This is a genomic window from Blastococcus sp. TF02A-26 (assembly GCF_003319125.1).
Lineage (GTDB): Bacteria > Actinomycetota > Actinomycetes > Mycobacteriales > Geodermatophilaceae > Trujillonella.
Genome location: NZ_QOHG01000009.1, coordinates 63,662 through 82,345, shown reverse-complemented (window position 1 = coordinate 82,345; position 18,684 = coordinate 63,662). Strand labels below are relative to the sequence as shown.

Genomic DNA, 18,684 nt, shown 5'->3' with positions numbered 1-18,684 from the left:
CGGGGACGCCCGTCTGAGAGACGGACGCCCCCGGCGGTGGGTGTGGTGCGGTCCTGCCAGCGGTCGGTCGCCGACCGTCAGTTGACGGTGACCTCGGACCAGACGGGCCGCTGGAACAGGTCGATCCGGACGTTGCTCACGTTCTCGGTGTGCACGGTCTGGATCTGGGTGAAGAACAGCGGCGCCATCGGCATGTCCTCGGCGATGAGGTCCTCGGCCTGCTGGTACAGCTCGATCGCCTCCTCCTCGGTCGCCGCCTGGTCACCCTGGCTGATCAGGTCGGTGACCTCGGGGTTGTCGTAGAACGGGTAGTTCGACCCGATCGGCGGGAAGGCCTGCGGGGTGAACAGCGGGGTCAGGTAGCTCTCCGCGGCCGGGTAGTCGAAGCTCCAGCCGTAGCGGAACGGGCCGGTGAAGCCCCTCGTCTCACCCAGCGGCAGGTACTGCGCGAAGTCCAGGCTGCCCTGCAGGCTGAAGTCCACGTCGAGGTTCTGCCGCAGCTGGTTGCCCACCGCCTCCATCCACGCGTCGTGGCCACCGCCGGCGTTGAACCACAGGTTCACCGGCTGGCTGCGGTCGAAACCGGCCTCGTCCAGGAGCGCGTTGGCCGCGTCGACGTCGAAGGTGCAGTACTCGCAGGCGCCCTCGCGGTAGCCGTCGACGACCGGCGAGATGAACGAGTCGGCCGCGGTGCGGGTGCCCTCGAAGATCGCCGTGGAGATGGCGTCCCGGTCGATGGCCATCGAGATGGCCTGGCGCACCCGCGGGTCGGCGAAGCGCTGGTCGTAGGTGGGGAAGCCCAGGTAGGTGATCTGGGAGACCTCGGTGTTGATGAACCGGTCGCCGAACTCGCTCTCGGCCTCGGAGATCACGTCGGGCGGGATGACGTCGACGATGTCGACGTTGCCGTCCTGGGCGTCGGTGTAGGCGGTGGCCTGGTCGGCGTAGACGATGAACTCCATGCCGTCGGCCTGCGCGGCGTCCTCACCGGCGTAGTCGTCGTACCGGGTCAGGGTGATGCCCTGACCGGGGACGTACTCGCTGTCGGCCTGGAAGGGGCCGTTGCCCACCGGGTTGGTACCGAAGGCGTCGGGGTCCTCGAAGAAGACGTCCGGCAGCGGGTTGAACGCGTCGTAGCCCACGACCGCCGGGAACAGCGCGAACGGCGTCTGCAGCTGGACGGTGAAGGTCAGGTCGTCGACGACCGCGAGCCCGCTGAGCTCGGTCGCGGTGCCGGCCTCGAGCTCGGCGAAGCCCGCGATGCGGGACAGGTACGAGCCGCCGTCCTGCGCGTTCTGCGGGTTGGCGGTGTAGTTCCAGGCGTCGACGAAGGACTGGGCGTCCACCGGCGTGCCGTCGTGGAACGTCCACCCGTCCTTGAGGGTGATCGTCCAGTTCTGGTTGTCCTCGGACTCGATCGACTCGGCGACGCCGGAGTACTCGACCTCGCCGTCCTCGGCGAAGCCCACCAGGCCGGTCCACAGGGCGGCGATGACCTTCGCGCCCTCGCTCTCGGTGGTGTTGCCGGGGACGAGCGGGCTCTTGGGCTCGTTGATGTAGGCGGTGAACGTGCCGCCACCACCGCCGCCACCGGAACCGGAGCCGCCGTCGTCACTGCCGCCGCCACAGGCGGACAGCAGCAGCGCGCCGGCGAGTGCCGTCGCGACGAGCGCGGACGGGCGCTTGTTGAATGCCACGGAGTTGACCTCTCTCGTCCCGCTGACGCGGGGGAACGGACTGGTCGCCAGGGACCGGAGCACGGCCCGCGACCCTGACGGTCAGCTGTCGAGAACGTGAACGGAGCGGGGTCTCCCCGTGCACGTCCGACAACGCTAAGGAGCCATCGGAGGGCGTGCCACCGGCGTTGCCCTTTTGTGACCTCGGCTCACGATCTCACAGCCTCGCCGCAAGCCCTCCGTGGGGACGGCCCCTCGACGGGAGTCGTTGCGGTCACATCGGAGGACACCCGAACGGATTGCGGCGTCGCTCAGAGTGTCGTCGCAGGCTGCACCGGGTATGCCGCGGGGGAAGCCGACGAGAGGAGCTGACCATGAGCAGCGACGACAAGATCGCCAACAAGGCCCAGGAGCTGGCCGGGCGCGGCAAGGAGACCCTGGGTGCCGCCACCCACGACCGCGACCTGGAGGCCGAGGGCAAGAAGGACTCGGCGGCCGGCAACCTGAAGCAGGCCGGCGAGAAGATCAAGGACGCCTTCAAGTGATCGACTGACCCCGGCCTCCCGGCCGGGGTCGACGACGAGGGGGGTGCGGGCCGAGAGCCCGCACCCCCCTCGTCGTCGTTCAGCCTGCGGCGAGCCGGTCCAGCAGTCCGGCGACGGCGGGCAGCAGCGGCCGGTCCGCGGCGATCCAGTCCAGCCCGTCCAGCTCCTCGGACCGCAGCCAGCGCAGCTCCGTGTGCTCGTGCGGCGTCACGACCCCGGCGGCGACGCGTCCCCACCAGACCCGCAGCGTCGAGGCGCCTGGGGCGCCACCGCCGACGACGCCGTCCAGCGGCACCTCGCCGAGGAACGCCTGCGGCGCGACCTCGACCCCCAGTTCCTCGCGGCACTCCCGGACCAGTCCCTCGAGGTCGGACTCCCCCGCCTCGACCTTGCCGCCCGGGAACTCCCAGCAGCCGGCGAACGGCCCGTCCGCGCGCTGCGCGACGAGCACCCGGTCGCCCTCGACCAGCGCCACACCGACGACCTGCACGACGTCCAGCGCGCGACGGGCGGCTGCGGCCGCATAGGCGTCCAGGTGCGCCCGCATCGCCCGCGCCGCCCGGCGGCGCAGCCACAGCCGGTCCGCCAGGCCGCCGAGGAGCGCGCTCTCCCAGTCCAGCTGCTCGTCGACGACGGTGCCCGCCGCGGTCGGGGTGAACCGCCGCGTGTGGGTCAGCCGGCCCTGGCCGCGGCGCGGTCCCGCGGCGTACACGTCGCGGAACGGCCGCTCCGACTCCACCTCGACCAGCGGCCGGCCCCAGGGGCGGCCGAGGGCCCGCGCGACGTCGAAGGCGACGGTCAGCGGCGCCTCCACGAGGGTGCTGAAACGCAGCTGGGGCACCGCTCAACCCTGACAGAGGGCCGCGAGGCGGCAAGATGGGGCGATGCGCATCACCGCCCGGGTCGACTACGCCGTCCGCGCCGCCCTGGAGCTGGCCGCCGCCGCGCCGGGCGCGCTGACCTGCGACAAGATCGCCACCGCGCAGGACATCCCGTCCCGGTTCCTGCAGTCCATCCTCGGCGACCTGCAGCACGCCCGGCTGGTGACCAGCCAGCGCGGCCGCGAGGGCGGCTACCGGCTCGCGCTGCCCGCGGAGGAGATCTCGATCGCCCGTGTCATGCGGGTCGAGCAGGGCTTCCTCGCCGAGGTGCACGGGCGGCGCCCCGAGGACGTCTCCTACCCGGGCACCGCCGAGCCGCTCGCCGCGGTGTGGGTGGCGGCCCGCGCGGCCTACCGGCGGGTCCTGGAGGAGGTCACGCTGGCCGACGTCGTCGCCGGGAAGCTGCCCGCCGAGGTGACCGAGCTGGCCGATGTCGAGAGCGCCTGGCGGTCCTTCGGCGACGCCCCCGGGGCCTGAGGCCGACGGCGCTGGGCGAGACTGCCCGCATGAGCAGTTCCCCGCGCACCGGCGTCACCGTGTTCCTGACCGGCCTCTCCGGAGCCGGCAAGTCCACGATCGCCGACGCCCTGGTCGCCGGGCTGGAGGCCGACGGGCGGCCGGTGACCGTGCTCGACGGCGACGTCGTCCGCACCCACCTGTCCAGCGAGCTGGACTTCAGCCGCGAGCACCGCGACCTCAACATCCGGCGGATCGGCTTCGTGGCCGGCGAGGTGGTCAAGCACGGCGGCACCGTCGTCGTCGCCGCGATCGCCCCCTACGAGGAAGCCCGCGAGCAGGCGCGCGCCCTGGTGGAGCGGCACGGCCGCTTCCTGCTGGTGCACCTCTCCACCCCGCTGGAGGTCTGCGAGGGGCGCGACGTGAAGGGCCTCTACGCCCGGGCGCGGGCGGGGGAGATCACCGGATTCACCGGTATCGACGACCCCTACGAGCTGCCGGTCCGCCCCGACCTGGTCATCGACACCTCGGTGACCCCGCTGGCCGAGTCGGTGGCACGGATCCGCGCCGCCATGGAGGGGTCCCCCGCCCCCGTTGCCTGAGTCACACCGGCCAGTCGCGGCCGTGTGAGACGATGGAGGGCGTGACCGGTGGTGGCGTCCTCCTCGTCGCGCGCCGGCACATCGACCTGGCGCGCGTGAGCAGCGCCGTGTGTCGCGCCGCGCGCTGACACCAGTCCTCCGCCGCAGCACCTGCTGCGCCCCCCGACCTGGCAGCGCCTCCCGACCGGGACCGGCCCCGGCGAACGGCGCAGGAAGAAGCACCTGTCGTGTCCTCCCCCACGCGAACCAGCAACCGGCCCCAGCGCGGGCAGGGCCAGTGGGCGCTCGGCTACCGCGAGCCGCTGAACCCGAACGAGCGGATGAAGAAGGACTCCGACGGCCTCGAGGTCCAGCAGCGGATCATCGACATCTACGCCAAGGCCGGCTTCGACTCGATCGACCCCGGTGACCTCCGCGGCCGGATGCGCTGGATGGGTCTCTACACCCAGCGCGCCCAGGGCATCCCCGGCGGCAAGACCGCCGTGCTGGAGCCCGAGGAGCTCGAGGACTCCTACTTCATGATGCGGGTCCGCATCGACGGCGGGCAGCTGACCAGCGACGCCCTGCGGGTCATCGGCGGCATCAGCACCGAGTTCGGCCGCGACGTCGCCGACGTCACCGACCGGCAGAACGTGCAGTACCACTGGATCCGCATCGAGGACGTGCCGGAGATCTGGCGGCGGCTGGAGACCGTCGGGCTGAGCAGCATGGAGGCCTGCGGCGACGTGCCCCGCGTCATGCTCGGCTGCCCGCTCGCCGGGATCCTCGAGGACGAGGTCATCGACGCCACCGACGTCATCGCCGCGACGGTCGAGAAGTACGTCGGCAACCCCGAGTTCTCGAACCTGCCGCGCAAGTGGAAGACCTCCATGTCGGGCTGCGTCGACCACTGCACCGAGCCCGAGATCGACGACGTCGCCTTCGTCGGCGTCCGCAACGAGGCCGGCGAGGCCGGCTACGACCTGTGGGTCGGCGGCGGGCTGTCGACCAACCCGATGTTCGCCCAGCGGCTCGGCGTCTTCGTCCGCCCCGACGAGGTGACCGAGGTCTGGGCCGGCGTGACGTCGGTCTTCCGCGACTACGGCTACCGCCGCCAGCGCAACCGCGCCCGCATCAAGTTCCTCGTGGCCGACTGGGGCCCGGAGAAGTTCCGCCAGGTCCTGCAGGACGAGTACCTGCACCGCGCCCTGCCCGACGGCCCGGCGCCGGCCCCGGCCAAGCACGACCAGCGCGACCACGTCGGCGTCAGCCGGCAGAAGGACGGCCTCAACGCCGTCGGGTTCGCGCTGCGGACCGGCCGGATCAGCGGCTCGCTGCTCACCACCATCGCCGACCTGGCCGACGAGTACGGCGCCGGCCGCATCCGGACGACGACGCAGCAGAAGCTCGTCATCCTCGACGTGCCGGACGAGAAGGTGGAGGCGCTGGTCGACGCGCTGGCCGCCCACGACCTGCAGGTCCGGCCCAGCGCCTTCCGCCGCGGCACGATGGCGTGCACCGGCCTGGAGTTCTGCAAGCTGGCCATCGTCGAGACCAAGCAGCACGCGCAGGACCTCTACGCCGAGCTGGAGAAGCGGCTGCCGGACTTCGACGTGCCGATCGGCATCAACGTCAACGGCTGCCCGAACAGCTGCGCGCGCTTCCAGACCGCCGACATCGGGTTCAAGGGCTCGATGGTCAAGGACGACTCCGGCGAGATGGTGGAGGGCTTCCAGGTCCACCTGGGCGGGCACCTCGGCGTCGAGCGGACCTTCGGCCGCAAGTTCCGCGGCCACAAGGTGACCAAGGCCGAGACCGCCGACTACTGCGAGCGCGTGCTGCGCGGCTTCCTCGCCCGCCGGACCGACGGTGAGTCGTTCGCCCACTACGTCTCGCGGGCCGAGGAGGACTGGCTCCTGTGAGCGAGGAGGGCGGCGGGTCGGGAAGGCAGCGCCAGCTCCCGGTGTTCCACTGCCCGTACTGCGGGGACGAGGACCTCACCCCGTACGAGGACGAGAAGACCTCGGGCTGGCACTGCAGTGCCTGCCTGCGGGCGTTCTCCGTCCGCCTGATCGGAACGGGAGTGCAGCAGGGATGACGACCGCCATCGCAGCGACGCCGGAACTGGCCGCCGAGGCCGACGCACGGTTCGAGGGCATCGCGGACCCGGTCGAGCAGGCCCTGGCCGTCCTGACCTGGGCCGGGGAGACGTTCGGCGGAGGCTTCGCCGTCACCTCCTCGATGGCCGACGGCCTGCTCGCGCACCTGGCGTCGCGCGCCGTCCCCGGCGTGAACGTCGTCTTCCTCGACACCGGCTACCACTTCGCCGAGACCGTCGGCACCCGCGACTGGGTCAGCGGCGTCATGCCGATCACCCTGGTGAACGTCACCCCGCCGCAGACCGTCGCCGAGCAGGACGCGCAGTACGGCCCCGAGCTGCACCAGCGCGACCCCGACCTGTGCTGCTCGCTGCGCAAGGTCCAGCCGCTGGCGCAGGCGCTGGCCGGGTACGTCGCCTGGGGTTCCGGCGTGCGCCGGGACGAGTCCCCGACGCGCGCCGGCACCCGGGTGGTCGACTGGGACGCCAAGCGGGGCATGGTGAAGGTCAACCCGCTGGCCGCCTGGACCGACGCCGACGTCGACGCCTACATCGCCGAGCACCAGGTGCCGGTGAACCCGCTGCAGGAGATCGGCTACGCGTCGATCGGCTGCGCCCCCTGCACCCGGCCGGTCGCCCCCGGCGAGGACCCGCGCGCGGGTCGCTGGGCCGGTCGCGGCAAGACCGAGTGCGGCCTGCACACCTGAGCGATGATCCGGGGGTGACCCGACCCCCGCGCCTGTCCCCCGACGAGGTCTCCGCCGCGCTCCGCGACCTGCCCCTGTGGTCCGGCGACACCGACGGGCTGCGCCGCAGCGTCGAGCTGCCCACGTTCGGTGACGCGGTCGCCGCGCTCGTGCGGATCGGCTTCGCCGCCGAGGCGATGGACCACCACCCCGACGTCGACCTGCGCTGGCGGACGCTGCACCTGGCGCTGGTCAGCCACTCCGCCGGCGGGGTGACCGAGCTGGACCTGGACCTGGCCCGCCGGATCGACGCGGCCCTGCCCGCGTAGGGACAGGGCCGCGTCCGCGCACTTCAGCTGCCGATGACGCCGCCGTCGTCCTTGGTGATGACGACGGTGGCCGAGCGGGGGGTCGTGATCCCGTCCAGCCGCGGCCAGGTGCTGCCGCCGTTCTCCCCCGGGTGCTGGAGGTTGACGAACAGCGTCCGCCGGTCGGGGGTGGAGGCGATGCCGGTGACCTCGCAGCCCACGACGCCGGTGAGGAAGCGACGCACCTCCGGCTCCGCGTCCCACCGCGCCGCCGCGTCGGCGACCAGCATCTGGTTGTTGGCCCGGTTCGGCTGGGTGCCGTCGGTCTGGATCCACGCCCGGCTGTCCGGGTCGATCCACAGCCCGTCGGGCGACCCGAACGCGTCCTCCGCGGCGATGGTGGAGCCGTCCACGCCGCCCCCCGGCCCGGCGAGGAGGAACAGGTCCCAGGCGAAGCGGGTGCCGGTGTGGTCGCCGCCCTGCTCGTCCCAGCGCACGATGTGACCCCACGGGTTGGGCTTGCGGGGGTTGGCGCGGTTCTCGACCTTGGCCGACGACGTGTTGTTGGTCAGCGTCACGAAGACGGTGCCGGTGCGCGGGTCGACGGCGGTCCACTCCGGCCGGTCCATCGGCGTCGCGCCGAGAGCGGTGGCCGCCAGCCGGGTCTTGACGAGCACGTCCCCCTGGTCGGCGAACCCGTTGGCCGCGGTGAGCGGGCCCTGGCCGTGGACGAGGGGCAGCCAGTCGCCGCTGCCGTCCTCGTTGAACCGGGCGACGTAGAGGGTGCCCTCGTCGAGGGGGCTCCTGCCCTGCGCCCGCATGGACTGCCAGTTGCGCGCGCTGACGAACTTGTAGACGAACTCGTTGACCTGGTCGTCGCCCATGTAGACCACGACCCGGCCGCCGCGGCTGACGTGGACGGTGGCGTCCTCGTGCTTCAGCCGGCCGAGGGCGGTGCGCTTGACCGGGGTGGACCGCGGGTCGAACGGGTCGATCTCCACGACCCAGCCGTGGCGGTTGGGCTCGTTGGGGTCCTGCGGCGTCACCCGGAAGCGCGCGTCGTGGACCGCCCAGCCGTTGCGGTCGCCGCCCACGCCGTAGCGGGTGGCGAGCCCGGCGCTCTCGGCGTCGAGGGTGCCGTCGACCCGGAAGTACCCGTTGAAGTTCTCCTCGCAGGTCAGGTACGTGCCCCACGGCGTCTCGCCGTTGGCGCAGTTGTTGAAGGTGCCCAGCGGGGTGCGTCCCTGCCGGTCGGCGGCGGTGCGCACCAGCCGGTGGCCGGCGGCGGGACCGGAGAAGGACATCGGCGTGTTCGCGGTGATGCGCCGGTTGCGCGCGGACCGGACGAGCTCCCACTGGCCGTTGCCGCGCCGCCGCACCTCCACCACCGACACCCCGTGCGCGTTCTGGGACTTGCGCACGCCCTCCGCGGTGCTCGGCCGGTAGGCCGCGGCCGCGTCCGCCGTCCCCGGGTAGCGGGCCGTGTGCAGGTAGAACTCGTCGGTGTACTCCTGGTTCAGCACGAGGAGGCCCGACTCGTTGCCGCGGGGGCCGTCGTGCAGCGGGAAGTACGTCATGCCGTCGTGGTGCATGCCGATCTGCTCGGCCTGCTGGGCGGCGGTGTTGCCGGTGGCCACGCCTCCCGGCTCACCCGGGGTACCCGGCACGAAGGCCGGGAAGGAGCCGAGGATCGGCGTGCCCCACGGGATGAACGGCCGGGCCGTGTACCCCGGGGCGACGACGACCTCGTCGAGGGTGCTCGGTCCGATCGCCTGGAAGCCGATCCGGCCGCCCTGGTGACCACCACCTCCGCCGCCACCCCCGCCGCCGCCGGGTCGGGCCGCGGCCGCGGGCGGGTCGATCAGACCGGCGGTGAGGAAGCCGGCCGCGGCGAGGAAGCCGCCCGCGAGGACGCCCCGCCGGCTCAGGCGGGCCTCGGCGACGGCCATCAGCGGCCGCGCCGTCGTCGGGTTCGTCGAGACGTCCTCGGGGTCGCCGGTGGCCTCGACGGGGTGGTCGGTGGACAGCGTCATGGTGGTGCTCCAGGGCTGGTGGCGGTCGATCTCGGCCCGAAGCTAGGCAGCCCGATCGACGGCGGGGTGACCGCCGGACACAGGGAGCGTGAAGGAGCCGCTCACCTGCCGTTCACCTGTCCGGTGTACCGGCCCCGCGGCGGTGGACCACTGCGGCGGTCGTCAGGAACAGGCCCCACAGCAGGAACCACGGGTCCCACAGCAGCACGTGCCAGCGCAGGGCGCGCGGATCGGCCGGCTCCCCCACGGCGCCGGTGAGGGCGACCGCCCCCACGACGACGAGGACCCCGCCGTACAGCGCGAGCAGCGCCCCGGCCCCCGTCGCGACGCGCTCGAGCAGCCGCCGCGGCAGCCGCTCGCCCCACGGCCGGACCAGCGCGAGCGCCAGCAGCACGCCGACCAGCTTCAGGGCCACCGTGACCGCACCGACCGCCACGGCCGCGGCACCGCCCCGGCGCGCGGCCTCCTCGACCGAGCCGCCGACGGTGTCGAGCAGCGCGGTGCCGCCCGCCGTCCAGTAGACGCTCCAGGCCGCGTGCCCGGCCGCGAGGACGGCGGCGCCCCAGGCCGCCACGGGGAGCAGACGGCCGGAGGTCACGGCTACTCGGTGACCGGCAGGACCAGCAGGCGCAGCAGCCGGTCGGCCTCCGCCTCGGGATCCGCGGTGAGCCCCGTGTGCACCGGCCCGGTCTGGACCACGGTGCTGCGGGGCGCGGTCAGCCACCGGAACCGCGACCCCATCGCCTCACGGCCGGCCGCACCCGAGGCGCCGTCGGCGGCGCACACGTCGGCGACCGCCTGCAGCGCGCCGGCGATCGCCTCGGCGTCGGCGGTCGGGTCCAGCGCCCGCAGTCGCTCGGGGTCCAGGTGCAGCCGCACGCCGAGGTAGTCCCGCTGCCGGCTGTAGACGATCACCCCGGCGTTGAGGAACTCCCCGCGCTCCACGCGCGGCACCACCCGCAGGACGGCGTACTCGAAGGTGTCCCGCTTCACCGTTGGGTCATCCCCTCAGGGGGCGGCGGTCCGAGCCAGGCCGGGCGGTTCTGCCCCACCCGCGGGCGCTTCCGGCCGGCCCCGCCCGACGCCGCCGCGGTCACCAGGCCGGGCACCCAGGCGTCCCGCGCGGCCAGCCGCGCCAGCAACTGGTCGACGTAGCGGCGCCGCGTCTCGTCGGGCGACTGGTCCGGCTCGTCCAGCCACTCGTCCGGCACCTGGTCCAGGACCCGCTCCAGCACCGGCCGGGTCACCCGCGGGGCCAGGTCGGCGTCAGCGGCGCGGACGTCCGGCGAGCACTCGACCAGCGCGTGCTGGGCGGCGTCGTACGGGCGGGCGACGGCGGCCGGGGCGCCGGGCCAGTTGTGGTGGAACGTGAGCGCGGCGCCGTGGTCGATGAGCTGCAGCCGGCCGTGCCAGAACAGCATGTTGGGGTTGCGCCAGGACCGGTCGACGTTGCCGATGAGCGCGTCGAACCACAGGACGCGGCCGGCCAGCGCGGCGTCGACCTCGCCCACGCCGGCCTCGAAGTCCAGCGCGCCGGGCAGGTAGTCCAGCCCGAGGTTCACCCCGGCCGAGCGCTGCAGCAGCTCCTGCACCTCGACGTCGGGCTCCCCCACCGCCAGCTCGGGTGCCACGTCGACGGTGACGAGGGCGGGGACCGGCAGGCCCAGCGCCCGGGCCAGCTCCCCGCACACCACCTCGGCGACCAGGACGCGCACGCCCTGCCCCGCGGCCCGCCACTTGACGACGTAGGTGCCCAGGTCGTCGGCCTCCATGAGCCCCGGCAGCGAGCCACCCTCGCGCAGCGGGGTGACGTAGCGGGTGGCGGTGACGGCGGGCAGCACAGTGCTGGTCAACCTAGTCGTCGGGGCACACTCGACGGTGTGGGACTCCTGCGCGCCGTCACCCCGGCCGACCTGACCGATGTCCCGTTCACCTACGCGGAGATCGGCGCCACCGCGGAGCCGGACCTGCCGGCCGGCTACCGGCACTCCGAGCACGTGCTCCCGGTGGGCAGCGGACGCGCGGTGTTCGACCGCTGCGTCGCTGCGGTGTTCGGGTGGCGGGCGCAGCACAGCGTCGGTCTGCGGGTGCGCGCCACCGGACCGGCCACCGAGCCGGGCACGGTCGTCGTCCTCACCGCCGGGCTGGACCGGCTGGGCTTCGACATCCCCTGCCGGGTCGTGTGGGCGCGCACCGAGGGGGACGAGCGCGGCTTCGCCTACGGCACCCTGCCCGGCCACCCCGAGAGCGGCGAGGAGGCCTTCCTCGTGCGGATCTCGCCGACCGGCGAGGTGACCGTGACGCTGCGGGTCTTCTCCCGGCTGGCCTCCCCCGCCGCCCGGCTGGCCGGTCCGTTCGCCTGGGGCATGCAGTCGCTGGCCACGAAGCGCTACCTGGCCGCCTTCCGGGGCGCCGCCCGGGGGTGAGCCCTCAGCCGCCGCGACGGACGGCGACGGCGGCCGCGATGCGCTCGACCAGGTCCACCGGCACCGGCTGCCCGTAGCGCAGGTGGACGGCGTCCTTGCCCGACCGGTACGGCGCCACCTCCGCCTCGAGGTCGCCGTCGAGCACCGGCACCGGGTAGAGCGCTGCGTGCTTCTTCCAGGCGGCGAAGTGCAGGCCGTACCGGTGCCCGAGCATCGCGGCCGGCATGCCGTAGCGGACGGTCTCGGTCGCCCCCGGCATCCCGCGCAGCACGGCGGCGCGCACCTCGCCCAGCACGCCACGGGCCTGGTCGGGCAGCGCCGCGAGGTACTCCTCGACGGTCGACGGTGCGGACACGGCGCCTCCTGGGTCGGCACGGCGGCGGTGAGTTCCGCGGCTGCGGGCCGTCCTACCAGAGGACCGGCGACGGAGGAGGCGGCGTGGGGCTGGCGGAGGACGTCGGGGCGGTCGTGACCGCCGCGGTGGCCGAGGGGCAGGTGCCCGGCGCGGCCTGGGCGGTGTCTCGGGGCGCCGAGGTCGCCCGGGGATCCGCCGGCACCCACACCCCCGGCGGGGACGACGCCGTGCGGCCCGACGACGTCTTCCGGATCGCCTCGACGACCAAGCCGGTGGTGGCCGCCGCGGCCCTGACCCTGGTCGACGACGGCACCCTCACCCTCGACGAGCCGGTCGACCGGCTGCTGCCGGAACTGGCCGACCGCGTCGTCCTGGCCGACCCGGCCGACGCCTCGGCCGGCACGGTGCCCGCGCGCCGGCCGATCAGCGTCCGCGACGTGCTCACGTTCCGCCTCGGCCTGGGCATCGACTTCACCGCGACCTCCTGGCCGACCCCGACTCTCGCGGCCCTGGCCGCGACCGGGCTCCCCGCCGGGCCGCCGCAGCCGCAGGCCGCGCCGCCGCCCGACGAGTGGCTGCGGCTCGTGGCCACCGTGCCGCTGGCGTACCAGCCGGGCGAGCGGTGGCTGTACCACCTGGGCGCCAGCGTGCTCGGCGTCCTGGTGGCACGCGCCACGGGCCGGCCGCTGCCCGAGGTCCTCGCCGAGCGGGTGCTGGAGCCGCTCGGCATGCGCGACACCGGCTTCGGCGTCCCCGATCACGCGCGCGACCGGTGGGGCCCGCACTGGACGCCGCCGGGCGAGGACGGCCGGCGCGACTGCTACGACCCGGCCGACGGCCAGTGGGCTCGGCCTCCGGCCTTTCCCGACGGCGGCGACGGACTCGTCTCCACGGTCGACGACCTGGCGCGGTTCGCCGCGATGCTCCGCGCCGGGGGCCGGGCCGCCGACGGATCGCGGGTGCTCGCCGGGCCGACCGTGACGGCGATGCTCACCGAGCAGGTGGGCCCGGTCGACGACGAGGGCGGCGGCTGGGGCCTGGGCATCGGCGTCCGCCGCACCGACGAACCCGGTGGCCGGTCGGCGGGCTCCTTCGGCTGGGACGGTGGCCTGGGGAGCTCCTGGTGGACCGACCCCGTTCCCGGGACGACGGCGGTGCTGCTGACCAACCAGATGTGGGCCTCGCCGCAGCCGCCGCCGCTGTTCGACGCGTTCCGGGCGGCGGCCTTCGGCCGTTAGAAGTCGCGCCGCTCCAGCAGCAGCGCGCCGAGGGCCCACGCGCCGGCCGCCCACGCCCCGGTGACCGCCAGGCCGACCGGCCAGGTCGTGTCCACCGCCAGGAACGACTCCTGGCCGACCCGCAGCGCCGGCAGCGCCTGCGAGCCCCGCTCCGCCCACCGGCTCCCGGCCACGGCGAGCGCCGGTGGCAGCACGAACACCAGGGCGATGCCCAACCCGACCCCGCCGGCCGTCGCCCGCAGCACCGCGCCGAGCCCCACGCCCAGCACGGTGACCAGCACCGCGCCGGCCACCTGGAGGCCGAGCTCCCGCAGCACGACGGGGTCGGTCGGGGACACCCCGCCGGGCACCGCGATCAGCGCCCGCGCGGCGACGGCGCATCCGAGCGCGACCAGCGCGGTGAGCAGCGCCGCCCAGCCGGCGACGACGGCGGTGGTCGCGGCCAGCCAGGACGTCCGCCGGGGCACCGCGACCAGCGCCGAGACCGCGCTGCCGGTGCCGAACTCGGCGCTCACCGAGAGCACGCCGAGCACGACCAGTGCCAGCTGTGCGAAGCCGAACCCGGTGAGGGCGACCTCGACGGCGACGTCGGCCCGCGACGACGTCGGCGTCCCGGCCGCGGCGAGCCACCCGAAGCCCGCAGCGACGACGACGTACACGGCGGTGCACCACCAGGTGGACCGGACCGACCGCAGCCGGATCCACCCGCTCGACAGCAGCCCGGTCACGGCAGACCGGCCCGGAACTCGACCTCGCCGCCGGTGAGCTCGAGGTAGGCGGCCTCCAGCGAGGCGACCACCCGGGTCAGCTCGTGCACCGGGACGCCCGTGGCGAACGCGGCGTCCCCGACCCGGGCCGGGTCCATGCCCTCGACCCGCAGCGCGCCGTCGAGCTCGAGCGTCACCGCGGCGCCGGCCCGCCGCAGGGCGGCGGCCAGCAGGGGCGCCTGCGGGCTGCGCACCCGGACGGCGGCCGACGCCCCGAGCAGCTCGGCCATCGGCACGTCGGCGAGCAGCCGGCCCCGGCCGACGACGACGAGGTGGTCGGCGGTGTCCTCCATCTCGCTCATCAGGTGGCTGGACACCAGCACGGTGCGCCCCTCGGCGGCCAACGCGCGCAGCAGCTCGCGCACCCACCGGATGCCCTCGGGGTCCAGGCCGTTGACCGGCTCGTCGAGCAGCAGCACCTCCGGATCGCCCAGCAGCGCCGCGGCGATGCCCAACCGCTGCCCCATGCCGAGAGAGAACCCGCCGACCCGGTCGTGGGCCACCGCCTCCAGCCCGACCAGGTCGACCACCTCGGTCACGCGGGCGCGGGAGAGCCCGTTGGAGCGGGCCAGTGCCAGCAGGTGCGCGTAGGCGGTGCGGCCGGGGTGGCGGGCGCGCGGGTCGACCAGCGCCCCGACCCGGGTCAGGGGCCGCCACAGCCGCCGATAGGGGACGCCGAGCACGGTGGCCGTCCCCGCGGTGGGCCGGGCCAGGCCCAGCACGCAGCGCATCGTGGTCGTCTTGCCCGAGCCGTTCGGACCGAGGAAGCCGGTCACCCGGCCGGGCCGCACCCGGACGGTGAGGTCGTCGACGGCGACGCGGTCCCCGAAGACCTTCGTCAGCCCGTCGAGCTCGATCACACGGCGATCATGGCGATCCCGCCCGGCGCTGCGGGGAAGGCGCGGCGGTCAGTCGCCGCGCCGCACCTCGGCCCGCTCCTGCTGGATGAGCTCCTTGCTCCGCAGCAGCCGCAAGAACGTGACCACGAACAGCCCGCCGGCGACGTTGAGCAGGGTCGTGTACCAGAACCAGGCCAGCCAGTCGCCGTAGCCCAGCGGTCCGCCGGCGTGGATGGCGCCGAAGACGATCAGCGAGTCCAGGATGCTGTGGAAGAGCACCAGCCCGGCGAGGAGGAACGCGCCCACGACCGCGGCGGCGAGCTTGCCGGCCTCGGAGTCGGCGCCGTGCTGCATCCGGGTCATCAGGGTGATGAAGGCGCCGGCCAGCAGCGCCAGGCACACCGACCGGAGGTCCAGCGGCGCGTCGACAAAGGTCAGGGACGACTCGACCGCGGTCGCCCCGAGGTCGGGCAGCGCGTGCACGACCAGCCACATGACGATCCACCCGCCGGCCAGGTTCGCGACCAGCGTGCCGGCCCACAGCTTCCCCAGCTGCGCGACGCCGGCCCGCCTGGCGACGACGGCCGTGACCGGGACGAGGAAGCCCTCGGTGAACAGCTCGCTGCGGGCCAGCATGAGCGCGATGAAGCCGACCGAGAACGCCAGCCCGGCCAGCAGGTGGCTGCCGGTCTCGGCGTAGACGGCCAGCAGGGCGACCACGCCCGCACCCACCTCGAGACCGCCGGCGAAGCCGGTCGTGAGCACCTCGCGCCACGAGCGGTGCAGCCGCTGGGCGCCCTGGTCGACGATCCGGTCGAAGGCCTGGGCGACCTCGTCCTCCACCGGGGCGTCGGTCTCCCCGAGCTCCTCGCGTGCGCTGACCACCGCGGGCCCGTACCCGCGGGCGGGCCGACGACACCGCGCCGCGCCGTCCCACCTGCAGGGACGCGCAGGTTCCGCCGGCATCCACCGGGTAGCGGCAGGACGTCGGAGCCGACGACGACCACCTGGAGAAGCCATGCCCCCCGCACGCCAGCCCGACCAGTCAGCCCCCACCACGGTCAGCCCGACCGGGGTGACCTACGAGGGTCCGCGTGAGGGCCGGGACCCCCGCGCGCAGGCCGGGGCCTTCCTCACCTCGGGCACGGGGGTGCGGCTCCCCGACACCGACCACTCGCTGAAGGCGGGCCGGCGCGGCCCCGTCCTCCTCCAGGACTTCCACCTCCGCGAGAAGATCAACGCCTTCGACCACGAGCGGATCCCGGAGCGCGTGGTCCACGCCCGCGGCGCGGGCGCGCACGGCGTCTTCACCGCCTACGGCACCGCCGGGAAGCTCACCCGGGCGGCCGTGATGGCCGAGAAGGGCCTGGAGACGCCGGTCTTCGTGCGCTTCAGCACGGTGCTGGGCTCGCGCGGGTCGGCCGACACCGTGCGCGACACCCGCGGGTTCGCGACGAAGTTCTACACGAAGGAGGGCGTCTGGGACCTGGTCGGCAACAACATCCCGGTCTTCTTCATCCAGGACGCGATCAAGTTCCCCGACGTCATCCACGCCGGCAAGCCGCACCCCGACCGGGAGATCCCGCAGGCCCAGTCGGCCCACGACACCTTCTGGGACTTCGTCACCCTCCACACCGAGGCGACCCACCACACGATCTGGAACATGAGCGACCGGGGCATCCCGCGCAGCTACCGGACGATGGAGGGCTTCGGCGTCCACACCTTCCGGCTGGTGAACGCCGACCGGGAGACCTGCCTGGTCAAGTTCCACTGGAAGCCGGCGCTGGGCGTGCACTCCCTGACCTGGGAGGAGGCGCAGCTGGCCGCCGGGTTCGACCCCGACTTCCACCGCCGCGACCTCGCCGACGCCATCGAGAACGGCGCCTTCCCCGAGTGGGAGCTCGGCGTGCAGGTCTTCCCGGACACCCCCGACCAGGTGTTCGAGGGCATCGACCTGCTCGACTCGACCAAGATCGTGCCGGAGGAGCTCGCGCCGGTGCAGCCGATCGGCAAGCTCGTGCTCGACGGCAACCCGACGAACTACTTCGCCGAGACCGAGCAGGTGGCGTTCAACACCAACCACGTCGTCCCCGGCATCGAGTTCACCAACGACCCACTGCTGCAGGGGCGGAACTTCTCCTACCTCGACACCCAGCTGACCCGCCTCGGCGGCCCGAACTGGCGGCAGATCCCGATCAACCGCAGCCACGCCCCGCTCAACGACAACCTGCGCGACGGCTTCCACCAGGACGCCGTCCACGAGGGTCAGGCGCCGTACCTCCCGAACTCGGTCGACGACGCGAGCCCCGTCCCGGCCGACTGGGCCGACGGCGGCTACGTCGAGGTGCCCCGCCCGGTCGCGGGCGAGGTCGTCCGGGAGAGCCACGTCTCGTTCGACGACCACTACTCGCAGGCGGCGATGTTCTACGCCAGCCTGACCGGCATCGAGCAGCAGCACATCGCCGACGCGTACACCTTCGAGCTCGGCAAGGTGTACGAGCAGTCCATCAAGGAGCGGGCACTGACGGTGCTCGCCAAGATCGACGCCGACCTGTGCGTGCAGGTCGCCGCCGGCCTCGGCCTGCCCGCCCCGGCGCCCGAGCCGGTGGAGCCCGGCGTCCTCTCCCCCGCGCTGCGCCAGATCAGGCCCGAGCCCTTCCCCATCGCCGGCCGGATCGTCGGCGTCGTCGCCGGCCCGGGTGCGGACCTGAAGGGCATCGCCGAGCTGCGCAAGGCCCTCGCGGCCGAGGGCGCGCTGCTGCGGGTCATCGCCCCGCACGGCGGCCAGCTGGTCGACGGCTCGGACGTCGAGATCGTCGAGCGCACCTTCGCCACCGGCCGGTCGATCGAGTTCGACGCGATTGTCGTCGCCGACGGCGCACCGAAGGACGGCGACTTCCGCGCCGTCACGATGCTCCAGGAGGCGTTCCGCCACCTGAAGGGCATCGGCGCCTGGGGAGACGGCGTGGAGGTGCTGCGCGCCGCCGGCATCGACCCGGAGGCGCCCGGCGTCATCACCGGCCCGAGCGCCAACGCGGCCATGGCGGCGGAGACCGTCGCGGCCCTGGGCATGCACCGCGCCTGGGACCGCACCCCGCTGGTCACCAACAACGTGGTCCCGCCGGCACCGGCCGCCTGAGCCGGCGCGGGGAGGGCTGCCACGCCGCGCCCTCCCCGCGTCACAGGCGGTGGATCAGCAGGACCTCGTCACGGTCGTCGCCGGGGGCGATCCGGATGGCGCCGGGCATCCGGCCGAAGACCTCGTACCCCAGCCGCTCGTAGAAGCCCTCGAGCCCGTAGCCGCCGCGCACCGTCAGGTGCAGGAACTCGAGCCCCCGCGCGCGGGCGACGTCGTGCACGCCGGCCATCAGCACCCGTCCCAGCCCCTGCCCCTGGCGGGAGGGGTGTACCTGCACCCGCAGCACGGTCGCCCAGTGCCGGCGGAGCGGGCTCACGGAGGTGGAGAGGACGGCGAAGCCCGCCACCTCGCCGTCCACCCGGAGCAGGCACAGGGTCTGGCTGCCCGCGTGCACCCGCTCCACGAGCGCGTCGAGGACGGGGGCCACGACGTCCGGCGTGACCGGGGCGACGAAGCCCACCGCACCACCGGCGTTCGTGACGTCGGTCCAGACCTGGAGGAGGATGGCGCGGAGGCCGTCGTCCACCCGGGTGGACGCGGTGACCTCGGCGGACGGCATGCACCGATTCTCCCGTCCGCCGTTGACCGCACCGCGCGCGCCCCCCTGGGCACCGCGCACCGGGGTGCGGCACGCTCCGACGGCCGGACCGACAGAC

22 protein-coding genes are annotated in these 18,684 nt (G+C 74.1%); 11 read left to right on the top strand and 11 right to left on the bottom strand.

Features of this window, described 5'->3' with window-relative positions:
* Positions 1 to 77: 77 nt before the first annotated feature.
* On the bottom strand, positions 78 to 1,697 hold the full coding sequence (locus DQ240_RS12050) for an ABC transporter substrate-binding protein (protein ID WP_113839853.1): 1,620 nt from the start codon (positions 1,695 to 1,697) through the stop codon (positions 78 to 80).
* A gap of 353 nt (positions 1,698 to 2,050) precedes the next feature.
* Between DQ240_RS12050 and DQ240_RS12045 the strand changes: the two genes are divergently transcribed.
* Entirely contained in the window at positions 2,051 to 2,221 is a 171-nt protein-coding gene (locus tag DQ240_RS12045) for a CsbD family protein (protein WP_113839852.1), read from the top strand.
* 79 nt (positions 2,222 to 2,300) lie between these two features.
* On the opposite strand, the gene DQ240_RS24420 is transcribed toward DQ240_RS12045, so the two are convergent.
* Positions 2,301 to 3,062, bottom strand: coding sequence for a (deoxy)nucleoside triphosphate pyrophosphohydrolase (locus DQ240_RS24420; RefSeq protein WP_113839851.1), 762 nt, complete (start codon positions 3,060 to 3,062; stop codon positions 2,301 to 2,303).
* A 43-nt stretch (positions 3,063 to 3,105) separates the two neighbouring features.
* On the opposite strand from DQ240_RS24420, the gene DQ240_RS12035 reads away from it, so the two are divergent.
* The 7 genes from DQ240_RS12035 to DQ240_RS12010 all read left to right on the top strand — a co-directional run bounded on the left by DQ240_RS12035 (position 3,106) and on the right by DQ240_RS12010 (position 7,252).
* A complete protein-coding gene (locus DQ240_RS12035) occupies positions 3,106 to 3,579 on the top strand; it encodes an Rrf2 family transcriptional regulator (RefSeq protein ID WP_113839850.1) in 474 nt (157 codons plus the stop codon).
* 29 nt (positions 3,580 to 3,608) lie between these two features.
* Complete coding sequence (gene cysC, locus DQ240_RS12030; protein ID WP_113839849.1) at positions 3,609 to 4,160, top strand: adenylyl-sulfate kinase; 552 nt, start codon at positions 3,609 to 3,611, stop codon at positions 4,158 to 4,160.
* Between the two features lie 32 nt (positions 4,161 to 4,192).
* On the top strand, positions 4,193 to 4,288 hold the full coding sequence (locus tag DQ240_RS24525; protein WP_369832008.1) for a putative leader peptide: 96 nt from the start codon (positions 4,193 to 4,195) through the stop codon (positions 4,286 to 4,288).
* A 99-nt stretch (positions 4,289 to 4,387) separates the two neighbouring features.
* Complete coding sequence (locus tag DQ240_RS12025) at positions 4,388 to 6,061, top strand: nitrite/sulfite reductase (protein ID WP_113839848.1); 1,674 nt, start codon at positions 4,388 to 4,390, stop codon at positions 6,059 to 6,061.
* Complete coding sequence (locus tag DQ240_RS12020; RefSeq protein ID WP_113839847.1) at positions 6,058 to 6,237, top strand: Insertion element protein; 180 nt, start codon at positions 6,058 to 6,060, stop codon at positions 6,235 to 6,237. The genes DQ240_RS12025 and DQ240_RS12020 overlap by 4 nt, the downstream gene beginning before the upstream one ends.
* The gene (locus DQ240_RS12015) at positions 6,234 to 6,944 is read left to right on the top strand and encodes a phosphoadenylyl-sulfate reductase (protein ID WP_113839846.1); all 711 of its coding nucleotides are present in this window, start codon (positions 6,234 to 6,236) and stop codon (positions 6,942 to 6,944) included. The genes DQ240_RS12020 and DQ240_RS12015 overlap by 4 nt, the downstream gene beginning before the upstream one ends.
* Positions 6,945 to 6,958: 14 nt before the next feature.
* Complete coding sequence (locus tag DQ240_RS12010) at positions 6,959 to 7,252, top strand: 4a-hydroxytetrahydrobiopterin dehydratase (protein WP_113839845.1); 294 nt, start codon at positions 6,959 to 6,961, stop codon at positions 7,250 to 7,252.
* A gap of 23 nt (positions 7,253 to 7,275) precedes the next feature.
* Here the strand turns inward: DQ240_RS12010 and DQ240_RS12005 are convergent, their stop codons facing one another.
* From DQ240_RS12005 to DQ240_RS11990, 4 genes are all read right to left on the bottom strand, one after another.
* A complete protein-coding gene (locus DQ240_RS12005) occupies positions 7,276 to 9,264 on the bottom strand; it encodes a PhoX family phosphatase (protein WP_113839844.1) in 1,989 nt (662 codons plus the stop codon).
* 112 nt (positions 9,265 to 9,376) lie between these two features.
* Positions 9,377 to 9,862 carry a DUF3995 domain-containing protein gene (locus DQ240_RS12000; RefSeq protein ID WP_113839843.1) on the bottom strand — a complete coding sequence of 162 codons (486 nt, stop codon included), beginning with the start codon at positions 9,860 to 9,862 and terminating at the stop codon, positions 9,377 to 9,379.
* Between the two features lie 2 nt (positions 9,863 to 9,864).
* A complete protein-coding gene (locus DQ240_RS11995) occupies positions 9,865 to 10,257 on the bottom strand; it encodes a DUF3037 domain-containing protein (RefSeq protein WP_113839842.1) in 393 nt (130 codons plus the stop codon).
* Complete coding sequence (locus DQ240_RS11990; protein ID WP_233498665.1) at positions 10,254 to 11,117, bottom strand: HipA family kinase; 864 nt, start codon at positions 11,115 to 11,117, stop codon at positions 10,254 to 10,256. The genes DQ240_RS11995 and DQ240_RS11990 overlap by 4 nt, the downstream gene beginning before the upstream one ends.
* A 27-nt stretch (positions 11,118 to 11,144) precedes the next feature.
* Between DQ240_RS11990 and DQ240_RS11985 the strand changes: the two genes are divergently transcribed.
* On the top strand, positions 11,145 to 11,690 hold the full coding sequence (locus DQ240_RS11985; protein ID WP_113839840.1) for a DUF1990 family protein: 546 nt from the start codon (positions 11,145 to 11,147) through the stop codon (positions 11,688 to 11,690).
* A 4-nt stretch (positions 11,691 to 11,694) separates the two neighbouring features.
* On the opposite strand, the gene DQ240_RS11980 is transcribed toward DQ240_RS11985, so the two are convergent.
* Positions 11,695 to 12,045 carry an iron chaperone gene (locus DQ240_RS11980; RefSeq protein ID WP_233498664.1) on the bottom strand — a complete coding sequence of 117 codons (351 nt, stop codon included), beginning with the start codon at positions 12,043 to 12,045 and terminating at the stop codon, positions 11,695 to 11,697.
* An 83-nt stretch (positions 12,046 to 12,128) separates the two neighbouring features.
* Between DQ240_RS11980 and DQ240_RS11975 the strand changes: the two genes are divergently transcribed.
* Positions 12,129 to 13,283 (top strand): serine hydrolase, encoded by a 1,155-nt coding sequence (locus tag DQ240_RS11975; protein ID WP_158548657.1) that lies wholly within the window; start codon positions 12,129 to 12,131, stop codon positions 13,281 to 13,283.
* Here the strand turns inward: DQ240_RS11975 and DQ240_RS11970 are convergent.
* The 3 genes from DQ240_RS11970 to DQ240_RS11960 are packed head-to-tail and all read right to left on the bottom strand — an operon-like array spanning position 13,280 to position 15,774.
* Complete coding sequence (locus DQ240_RS11970; RefSeq protein ID WP_113839838.1) at positions 13,280 to 14,011, bottom strand: hypothetical protein; 732 nt, start codon at positions 14,009 to 14,011, stop codon at positions 13,280 to 13,282. The genes DQ240_RS11975 and DQ240_RS11970 overlap by 4 nt on opposite strands.
* Positions 14,008 to 14,910: an ABC transporter ATP-binding protein gene (locus DQ240_RS11965; protein ID WP_113839837.1), complete on the bottom strand. Its 903-nt coding sequence runs from the start codon at positions 14,908 to 14,910 to the stop codon at positions 14,008 to 14,010. The genes DQ240_RS11970 and DQ240_RS11965 overlap by 4 nt, the downstream gene beginning before the upstream one ends.
* Before the next feature lie 48 nt (positions 14,911 to 14,958).
* Positions 14,959 to 15,774 carry a formate/nitrite transporter family protein gene (locus tag DQ240_RS11960; RefSeq protein WP_233498663.1) on the bottom strand — a complete coding sequence of 272 codons (816 nt, stop codon included), beginning with the start codon at positions 15,772 to 15,774 and terminating at the stop codon, positions 14,959 to 14,961.
* 133 nt (positions 15,775 to 15,907) lie between these two features.
* On the opposite strand from DQ240_RS11960, the gene DQ240_RS11955 reads away from it, so the two are divergent.
* Positions 15,908 to 18,028, top strand: a complete 2,121-nt coding sequence (locus DQ240_RS11955; protein WP_113839835.1) for a catalase — start codon at positions 15,908 to 15,910, stop codon at positions 18,026 to 18,028.
* Between the two features lie 40 nt (positions 18,029 to 18,068).
* Here DQ240_RS11955 and DQ240_RS11950 read toward each other — a convergent pair whose 3' ends face one another.
* Positions 18,069 to 18,587, bottom strand: a complete 519-nt coding sequence (locus DQ240_RS11950) for a GNAT family N-acetyltransferase (protein ID WP_113839834.1) — start codon at positions 18,585 to 18,587, stop codon at positions 18,069 to 18,071.
* Positions 18,588 to 18,684: the final 97 nt, after the last annotated feature.